Genomic DNA, 8464 nt, shown 5'->3' on the forward strand with positions numbered 1-8464 from the left:
AACTTTAAACTCTAAGACAAACATTTTACGCAGGGGGGACTTAGACAAAATCAGTATAGCACAATAAAAGTTAAGTTAACAAGATATAGTTTAAAAAGCCGTCCTAAAAGGACGGGGCTTTAACCCAAAATTTCGGTAAATTTCGGCGGAATATGCCTAACCCAATTCCAGTGGTAATTTTGGCACGATTGGCAGTAGATACTTCTTACCAAGGTCAAGGTTTAGGATGCGGTTTATTTCGTGATGGTGCGCTACGGGTTGTTAAAGCGGCTGATACCATTGGTATTCGGGGAATTATTGTTCATGCTATTTCAGAAGAAGCTAAGAATTTTTATTTGGCTTTAGGTTTTGATGTGTCTCCTCTTGAACCGATGACGTTGATGATTACTCTTAATGATTTACGCGCTTGTACTGCTTAGTGCGCTACAGGGGCAACACGGGGTCAACCACAGGGGGTTTGCCCCTACAGGTACGTTTAAGTCCAGAATAACTTTGCTTATGGCCTCATGAACGAGATATTTGCCCTGATACACTTTACTTAGATTCAGTTAAACTAAAATGATCATCATCTTGCTTGTTAACTAACGAACAATTGACAAACTGATGATCATATTATACTAAATTAGGTATCAACCTTAATCATTAACCCCAACATGGGAGATAAACCCATTTACTGGATTGGGACGTCAAGGGAAGATATTAGAGATTTTCCTGAAGACGCAAAGCGTAAAGCAGGTTTTCAACTGAGAGCTATTCAACAAGGAGAGAAACCCAATGATTTTAAACCCATTCCCATTATTGGTCAAGGAACAGAAGAAATTAGAATTTGGACAGGAGAAACCTACAGAATCTTTTATGTAGCAAGGTTTAAAGAAGCGATTTATGTCCTTCATGCTTTTGGTAAAAAAACACAGAAAACCTCGAAAAAAGAAATTGAATTTGGACAACAATGTTATCAACAAATGATTCAATTTAGACAACAATTACAGGAGGGATAACCATGACACAATCTAACCCTATTGAAATCACTTTTGGTAGCGATAACATCTTTGAAGATTTAGGATTTAACAGTGAAGAAGCAACTAACTTAAAAATTAGAGCCGATTTGATGTTAACCTTGCGGTCTTTTATCCAAGAAAAAAGATGGACACAGCAAGAAGCCGCCACTTTTTTCGAGGAAACAAAACCGAAAATTAGTGATTTAATGAATGGAGAAATTAGCCGTTTTACTGTTGATAAATTACTCAGTCTTTTAGATAAAACGGGAATAAAAGTTAAACTCGAAATCTTCACCAAGTAACTTAAAATCATCAACAATTGACCATAAACAAGGGTTACATCCACATGGGAAAAGGATTTAATTCATCTTCCGTTAAAGCTTCTTTTAACCATCCCATGCTAACAGGAACATCATACAATCTTCCTGTCCCTAAACGCTTCCACATATGACGCATTCCGGGGACAATGACTTTAGCTACTCTTAAACCAATATCAGGACGAGTTTGGTCTAATACTAACATTTCCATCCCTTTTGACTCAATCTCTATAATTTGATTGATTAATTCATTTGTTCTACTTAAGAGATTACGCCATTATACCATAAAGTGACCCTTTAAATCTAATATAAATCTAATATAAATCTCATATAAAAGTTAATATTCTGCTCAAAAAAATATATTAGAAAAGTATTAACTTTAGAGATTGCCATTACCCAAAATAAAACTTATTCTGGTATCAAAGGTGATTAAACAAATCACTTTTAACCCAAAAAACCTGATTTTTCTGGAAGAAACAAATTATGAACACTGTGACTATGGCTGTAACCAATCAATTAAACGCACCCGTAGGTGGTTCTTTTCTTGTAAGAAATAGTGGAGGATATGTTTCTCGCTTTTCAGTCTCTTACAAATTTGAAGGCCAAGATTTTAGTAAAGATAGTGGAGAGTTTACTGCAGGTGTTAACAAATCTATCAGTATCCCTGCAGGTGCTACTGAAATTCACTTAAAAGTTGAGGAAGCTTGGTTTATTGGTTCTTGGAGTACTATTTTTACTCAAGATTTTAATAGCCCTGTTACCAAATGTTATGAGATATCTGGAACAACACTTAATCCTAGTTGGAAAGAAATCTCTTGCTAATGATCGCCTAAAGTTAGAAACGAAACCCAACATTATTCGTTCTTCCGAACTTACACTGTAGAAAATTCCTCAAGCTCCCTCTGGGGTTAGCAATGCTCTAAAGCTGATAAATATTAATCTAACAAAAACTCAAAGCTTTAGTGTACAAACTTTACAAGGGTAAGTTGCTGATAGTTTTACATGACAAGTTTGGAAGAACCACATTATTTAAGGTGTGTTACTATGGTGACATACCTTTTATCTATCTGTCATGAGGGCAGCTTATCCATTTCTGGCTCAGATCGGTTAGAATTGAAAAGTTATCAGCCTGGAAATTCGTTTTATCCTCGCGCTCATAATAAAATGTAGAACAAGCTTCTAGTTTGTCAGGGATAAAATACCTGTACTTTGTTAATTCTCTATGTACCCTATAATGACCATTAAGCCTTAAACTAGGAGAAAAACTGATGGAAAAATTGATCCAATTACATATTGAAAAGCTACCCGAAGGATTCTATTTAGCAACCTCCGATGACTTACAGGGATTAGTTGCACAAGGGAAAACCCTTAAAGAAACCCTAGAAATTGCCAGAGATGTCGCTCATCAATTAATCGAGGCTAAAAAACAACGCAATCAAATTGATAATTTAAAAGATATAGAAGATGATTTTTACTACCCTTTAGTTGTCTAAACAGATTAAAATAAAAAATGGGAAGATTATCAGGATTTCGGTATCGTGATATTATCAAAAAACTTAAAAAGCTTGGTTTTGTTTTAGATCGCCAAGCCGCAGGTAGTCACGAAATTTGGTACAATCCAGAGACAGAGAACTATACAACAATTCCTAATCATTCTGGTGATCTACCAGAGGGGACTGTAAGAGCTATTCTCAAACAGGCTGGCATTAGTCCAGATGATTTTTTACAAACAAAATAAAAACTTAATTTGTAACCATTCAGTTATAATGTCCCCTATTCCAAAGCATTACATCCACATGGGAAAAGGATTTAATTCATCTTCCGTTAAAGCTTCTTTTAACCATCCCATGCTAACAGGAACATCATACAATCTTCCTGCCCCTAAACGCTTCCACATATGACGCATTCCGGGGATAATGACTTTAGCCACTCTTAAACCAATATCAGGACGAGTCTGATCTAATACTAACATTTCCATCCCCTTTGACTCAACAATTCGCTGACAAAATTTAACATCCTCTAATAAATCATCACTAGCTAATTGTAAATAATCATGACTTTTTTTCGGTATTATTTTACTATCGGGAACTAAATAAGATTGATTGCTTAACCTTGCAGTTTGCCACCATTTAACCGCCAAAGGATCAGCAGAAGAATTATAAATCGTTGTCCCATCTTCCTTAAAAGATAACACATTCGGCAAGATTTGATTAACCTCAGTTAACGCCCGACTAATAGCAATTTTCGGGTCAAAATGCGCCCCATACCCTAACAAAATGTCCTCCACTTCCCGCTCCTTTCTCGGACTAATAGCGGCAAAACAAGGGATATTCAAATCACTGGTAATATCTAACACCCATAGCTCCCGATTTAACGCCTCATAATATTGCTTTAATTGCTCAAAATATGGCTCATTAAAGCTCTCTAAATTAACGGAAGGTTTAACTAATTGATTATACCACCATAAGGCCACACAATCTCGTTCCACTAACTCCATAAATCCTTGTAAAATCGCTTCCTCTATCGTATTTCCTGCGGCGCAGCCATTAGAATCAGCCCAACAATCTAAGGGTTCAGATTGAGGATAACCATAATAACAATATCCTGTCGGTAAATACTTAAAATCTTGAGCAGTTAAAGACCATACAGGAGTCCAATCAATGATTCTAGTTTCATCAAAAGGTTCAGGTACTTTTTGAAACCATCCTTGATTATTCCCATTCCATTCTTCTCGATGTTCATATTGTTTTTGACTAAAATTCATACATTTGTTAGGATGAATAGCTTTATCTCCTAACTCTTGATAACTGGCTTTTTCTCTGATTTCATTCCCTTGAAAAACCCCCGAATACCGCTCAATAGCTTCACAAAATCCACTGGCTTTTGCTTGACTATCTGTACGGCCTTTTCCCGCACTTCTACCTCCAATATTTTGCCGTAAACTGTCTAAATCATCAAAGACACTGCGAAAATGATGTTTAGCTACATAAGTATGAACTAAAGCATTCCCTTGTATCTTATTTAATTCTCGCACAATTCCCGTAATAGAACCGATATGATGTTGATAGGTTCTTAAGGTTTCTTCAGGAGAACAAAAACGATGTCCACCATCACTGGTAAAAGCCTTTTTCCGATGTCCCAAAACCACGGGTAAAGGTGTTTTATTCAGAGAATATCCACAACTAGGACAGTTCGGACGTTTAACTAAAATATGCTCTTGAAATTGTAAATTTAAAGTATCATAAGTCATTAGTATTCCTTCTAAACGTTGATTTTTACCTTGAATAATCCACTTAAAAACCTCCATAGCCGTCAGATTTAAAACCGTCTGTATTGTCGCTGAAGAAAACCCTAAAGGGGAAATTAAAGAAATCTTATTTTCTCTCTGTCTAATGATAAATTCCTCCACGGGACGATTATCTCGTAATCGTTGAGCCAAACAATGCCAACAACCAGTTTTATCGGGATCAAATAAGGGACCAATCCAGGCTAGGTTTCCCAGGGGATTAACTAATAACCAAGGCTTGTGCGAGGCTAAAGCTTGTTGATTAATACTCTCTAAATCGGGATGAAGATAATTATCGGTTAAAATAATGGTTAAATCCCCTTCATCTGCGACTTGAACTTGCAAGGAATTTAAAATATTGATCAAATCTTGCTGGGGAATTGAGCCTAGGCTTTTAACCGTAACCTTCAGAGATTGTAATCGTTCAAAAGCTTGGGCTTGAGAAACCTGAAGATGATGGCATAAAATTGCTAAATTAGACGATAATAATTCTTTTTTTTCTAGTAAAAACCCTCGTTTATATAACTGAAAAATCGCTTTTTGAATTGCCAGACTATAATTAATAATCACTGCGAAGGAATTAGCATTATTGGGATTGATTTCTTGATTTTGTAAAAATTCTAACTGAAGAATATCAATAATTTCATCAAGATTACGTTGACCATCGATTAATCTGACTAAACGATAATAAAGCGGCTCTTGAAAACAGATTGATTCTCGCTCAGATAGAAAAAATACCGTATTTGGTTCTAAGGTTTCAATTGAATAGGCAGGATTCCAATCAAGCTGGTTGAACACAATTTTTACTCTCTTTTTAGTTAAGGTTGATGATATACCTATAATATAAGGTTGATAGCAGTTATCTTAATGGTGAGGGGCGAAGTTTTCGTTTTCGGGAACAGGGAACGGCGAGGGAGCAGCCCATTTATGCCAAAATATAAAAGCGATCGCTAAAAGTGATTAAATTTATGCAATATGATACCAAATCCGCTTTTAATAGCATGATTAACTCCCAATCCAACTTTAAAAACCCAGTTATGGATTGTTTCCCCCTGCTCCGCAGCTCCGGCACTCCCCAATCTCCTCTACCTTTTAAACAGGATTTGCTATCAGACCCCTAATTTCTTCCCTGCCTAAAATTTCCCAATTTTTCGGAATAAATTTGAGTACCAAAATCAGGGTAAATAACCCAAATATCAACTTAATAAAGTTTTAATAGACATTTAAGCCCTAATAGATCAATCTTACTTTTTTTAAAGCCGATATGCTGCCTCGCTCATCCTTTTCAGACTTGAAAACTGGCTATTCTGTCAGGGGTTGGCCGTGAGAGGGGTCAATTTTCAAGGATAATTTGTAACAGAGTGTTGAAAATTCCTTTAATCTTAGTTATGAGCGATCGCCCACCAGAACTAACCCTAGCCGACCAGGCCCCTGCCAACCACGAATGTCGCTCCTGCGGCTACGTTTACGACCCCAGCAAGGGAGATAGTAAAACCAACACTCCCGCTGGAACCCCCTTCGAGGAATTGCCAGAAACGTGGCGCTGTCCCGTGTGTGGTGTGCGTCGTTCCCAATTTATCAACATCGGAGCTAAAGATGCTCCTTCGGGATTCCAAGAAAATCTTAGCTATGGTTTTGGAGTCAACCGTCTCACTCCTGCACAAAAAAATATTTTGATTTTCGGGGCTTTAGCGCTAGGATTTGTTTTCTTTATTAGTTTGTATGGTTTAAACTAACTCAAGCACTCATTATCTTTAATCTAACGGCTCTTGTGGCCCTGTAACCGTTCGGGTACAAACCTTAATCCGTCCCGATTCCTTGACCAATACCTCTGAACCATTGATGAGAAAACTGAAACAATTCGTAATAGTTCTAGCTGTAGCCTTTTTCTGCTTTAGCTGTAGTAATGTGCCATCCCTGAGCAGTAGTCCTTGGCAAATCCTCACCCTCGACACTGACTCCACTTTTGCCGATATCGCCTTTACCGACGACCCGCAGCACGGTTGGTTAGTGGGGACAAAATCTACCCTCTTTGAAACCAGCGATGGGGGGGACAGCTGGCAGCAAAAAGTCCTCAACCTTGGCGACGAAAAAGTTAGCTTTAGCGCCGTCAGTTTCCACGACCAAGAGGGTTGGATTGTCGGTAAACCCTCGATTCTTCTCCATAGCGAAGACGGGGGCAGCAGCTGGTCTCGTATCCCCTTAAGTGAAAAATTACCCGGTTCTCCCTACGGAATTATCGCTCTGAACGACAAAACCGCCGAAATGGTCACGGATTTAGGTGCTATCTACCGCACCAAAGACGGAGGCAAAACTTGGCAAGCTTTAGTGGAAGGTGCTGTGGGTGTGGCCCGGACAATTGTTCGTTCCCATGATGGTAAATATGTGGCCGTTTCCGCACGCGGTAACTTTTATTCCACCTGGGAACCGGGGTCAACAGAATGGCAACCCCACAATCGTCTTTCTTCCCGCCGTTTACAAAAAGTCGGTTATGGTGAAAAAGGGGAACTGTGGGCCCTGGCCCGGGGTGGTCAACTACAATTTACTAGCCCCAATGATCTCGATACATGGGAAGATAAGGTATTCCCCGAGTTTTCCACCAGTTGGGGACTTTTAGACCTCAACTACCGCAGCCCCGAAGAAATTTGGGTCGCTGGTGGTAGCGGCAATCTGTTGGTCAGTCATGACAACGGCCAATCTTGGCAAAAAGATCGCGCGGTGGAAAGTGTCCCCTCCAATCTCTATCGAATTGTTTTTATCAATTCCGACAAGGGTTTTGTCTTGGGACAAAATGGGGTTTTACTGAAATATAATCCCCCTAGCGAACCGGCCTAAAACTTGTCTCAGGGTCAACAAAGTCTCTATTATAGAGATTGAATTTTTCAAGTCCTATCATTCCGAGGAGAACCGTCCATGTCAGGTAGTACCGGCGAACGTCCTTTTGGCGATATCGTTACCAGTATTCGTTACTGGATTATCCATAGCATCACCATCCCCATGCTCTTTGTCGCGGGTTGGTTATTCGTGAGTACCGGTTTGGCTTACGATGTTTTTGGCACTCCCCGTCCCGATGAGTATTACACTCAAGAGCGTCAAGAATTACCGATCATTAATGATCGCTTTGAGGCCAAAAATCAAATCGAGCAGTTTAATCAGTAGTTTACTTTAATTAAGGATAAAAACAATGGCTAGTGGTAATCCCAATCAACCCATTTCTTACCCCATTTTCACCGTTCGCTGGTTGGCAGTTCATACCTTAGCGGTCCCCACTGTCTTCTTTATCGGTGCAATTGCGGCAATGCAGTTTATTCAACGCTAGGAGAACAATTATGGAAAGAACACCTAATCCGAATCGGCAAGCCGTCGAGTTAAATCGTACTTCTCTTTATCTAGGTTTACTCCTAGTTGCTGTCTTGGGAATTTTATTTTCCAGCTATTTCTTTAACTAATTAGTCCCGATTCATTGTCATCGCAATTAGGAGGTGTTATTCATGTTCGCAGAAGGTCGTATTCCTTTGTGGTTAGTCGCCACCATCGCCGGTCTAGGCGTTATCGCTGTGCTTGGTCTTTTCTTCTACGGAGCTTATGCCGGTTTAGGTTCCTCTATGTAATTCCATTACGGGTAATTTCCCCCAGCAAAAAGCCGTTAGTTATTTCTATAACTAGCGGTTTTTTCAGTATTCGGTGAAAAGTAAAGCTCGATCGAACTTTAATACCAAATCCGGCTCTCCCAGCTTTGGTGGGTAAAATGTATTCTAAGATACATTTCTCAAGAGCGAGGGGGTGGAACGAACCACAAAGACACAAAGGACACAAAGATCGATCGATCCTATGTCAATTAAACTTATCACACAGAACCTAGA

Annotated in this window: 14 protein-coding genes; 12 read left to right on the forward strand and 2 right to left on the reverse strand. The window is 39.1% G+C overall.

Going from position 1 to position 8464, the window contains the following annotated elements; genetic code table 11:
• Nucleotides 1–152 precede the first annotated feature (152 nt).
• The 3 genes from IM450_RS08190 to IM450_RS08200 all read left to right on the forward strand — a co-directional run bounded on the left by IM450_RS08190 (nt 153) and on the right by IM450_RS08200 (nt 1300).
• Nucleotides 153–419: a GNAT family N-acetyltransferase gene (locus IM450_RS08190; protein ID WP_287669871.1), complete on the forward strand. Its 267-nt coding sequence runs from the start codon at nt 153–155 to the stop codon at nt 417–419.
• A 234-nt stretch (nt 420–653) separates the two neighbouring features.
• Nucleotides 654–998: a type II toxin-antitoxin system RelE/ParE family toxin gene (locus IM450_RS08195; RefSeq protein WP_287669873.1), complete on the forward strand. Its 345-nt coding sequence runs from the start codon at nt 654–656 to the stop codon at nt 996–998.
• Nucleotides 999–1000: 2 nt separating this feature from the next.
• Nucleotides 1001–1300, forward strand: a complete 300-nt coding sequence (locus tag IM450_RS08200) for a helix-turn-helix domain-containing protein (RefSeq protein WP_287669875.1) — start codon at nt 1001–1003, stop codon at nt 1298–1300.
• Between the two features lie 34 nt (nt 1301–1334).
• Here IM450_RS08200 and IM450_RS08205 read toward each other — a convergent pair whose 3' ends face one another.
• Complete coding sequence (locus IM450_RS08205) at nt 1335–1559, reverse strand: YcaO-like family protein (RefSeq protein ID WP_312675946.1); 225 nt, start codon at nt 1557–1559, stop codon at nt 1335–1337.
• Nucleotides 1560–1798: 239 nt separating this feature from the next.
• On the opposite strand from IM450_RS08205, the gene IM450_RS08210 reads away from it, so the two are divergent.
• From IM450_RS08210 to IM450_RS08220, 3 genes are all read left to right on the forward strand, one after another.
• Nucleotides 1799–2137: a thiol-activated cytolysin C-terminal domain-containing protein gene (locus IM450_RS08210; protein ID WP_152606973.1), complete on the forward strand. Its 339-nt coding sequence runs from the start codon at nt 1799–1801 to the stop codon at nt 2135–2137.
• 446 nt (nt 2138–2583) lie between these two features.
• Entirely contained in the window at nt 2584–2808 is a 225-nt protein-coding gene (locus IM450_RS08215) for a type II toxin-antitoxin system HicB family antitoxin (protein WP_045357927.1), read from the forward strand.
• A 17-nt stretch (nt 2809–2825) separates the two neighbouring features.
• Nucleotides 2826–3053 carry a type II toxin-antitoxin system HicA family toxin gene (locus tag IM450_RS08220; RefSeq protein ID WP_045357929.1) on the forward strand — a complete coding sequence of 76 codons (228 nt, stop codon included), beginning with the start codon at nt 2826–2828 and terminating at the stop codon, nt 3051–3053.
• A gap of 48 nt (nt 3054–3101) precedes the next feature.
• Here the strand turns inward: IM450_RS08220 and IM450_RS08225 are convergent, their stop codons facing one another.
• Nucleotides 3102–5399: a TOMM precursor leader peptide-binding protein gene (locus IM450_RS08225; protein WP_287669882.1), complete on the reverse strand. Its 2298-nt coding sequence runs from the start codon at nt 5397–5399 to the stop codon at nt 3102–3104.
• 590 nt (nt 5400–5989) lie between these two features.
• On the opposite strand from IM450_RS08225, the gene IM450_RS08230 reads away from it, so the two are divergent.
• From IM450_RS08230 to IM450_RS08255, 6 genes are all read left to right on the forward strand, one after another.
• On the forward strand, nt 5990–6337 hold the full coding sequence (locus IM450_RS08230; protein WP_002736293.1) for a rubredoxin: 348 nt from the start codon (nt 5990–5992) through the stop codon (nt 6335–6337).
• Nucleotides 6338–6443: 106 nt separating this feature from the next.
• Nucleotides 6444–7436, forward strand: coding sequence for a photosynthesis system II assembly factor Ycf48 (locus IM450_RS08235; RefSeq protein ID WP_004163934.1), 993 nt, complete (start codon nt 6444–6446; stop codon nt 7434–7436).
• A 78-nt stretch (nt 7437–7514) separates the two neighbouring features.
• Nucleotides 7515–7760, forward strand: a complete 246-nt coding sequence (gene psbE, locus IM450_RS08240) for a cytochrome b559 subunit alpha (protein WP_002737435.1) — start codon at nt 7515–7517, stop codon at nt 7758–7760.
• 25 nt (nt 7761–7785) lie between these two features.
• Nucleotides 7786–7920 carry a cytochrome b559 subunit beta gene (psbF, locus tag IM450_RS08245; protein WP_002736175.1) on the forward strand — a complete coding sequence of 45 codons (135 nt, stop codon included), beginning with the start codon at nt 7786–7788 and terminating at the stop codon, nt 7918–7920.
• A gap of 10 nt (nt 7921–7930) precedes the next feature.
• Nucleotides 7931–8050, forward strand: coding sequence for a photosystem II reaction center protein L (locus IM450_RS08250; protein WP_002735805.1), 120 nt, complete (start codon nt 7931–7933; stop codon nt 8048–8050).
• 42 nt (nt 8051–8092) lie between these two features.
• Nucleotides 8093–8212, forward strand: a complete 120-nt coding sequence (locus tag IM450_RS08255; RefSeq protein ID WP_002736108.1) for a photosystem II reaction center protein J — start codon at nt 8093–8095, stop codon at nt 8210–8212.
• Nucleotides 8213–8464: the final 252 nt, after the last annotated feature.

Origin of the sequence: Microcystis sp. M083S1 (genome assembly GCF_020246405.1) — a bacterium.
Lineage (GTDB): Bacteria > Cyanobacteriota > Cyanobacteriia > Cyanobacteriales > Microcystaceae > Microcystis > Microcystis aeruginosa_C.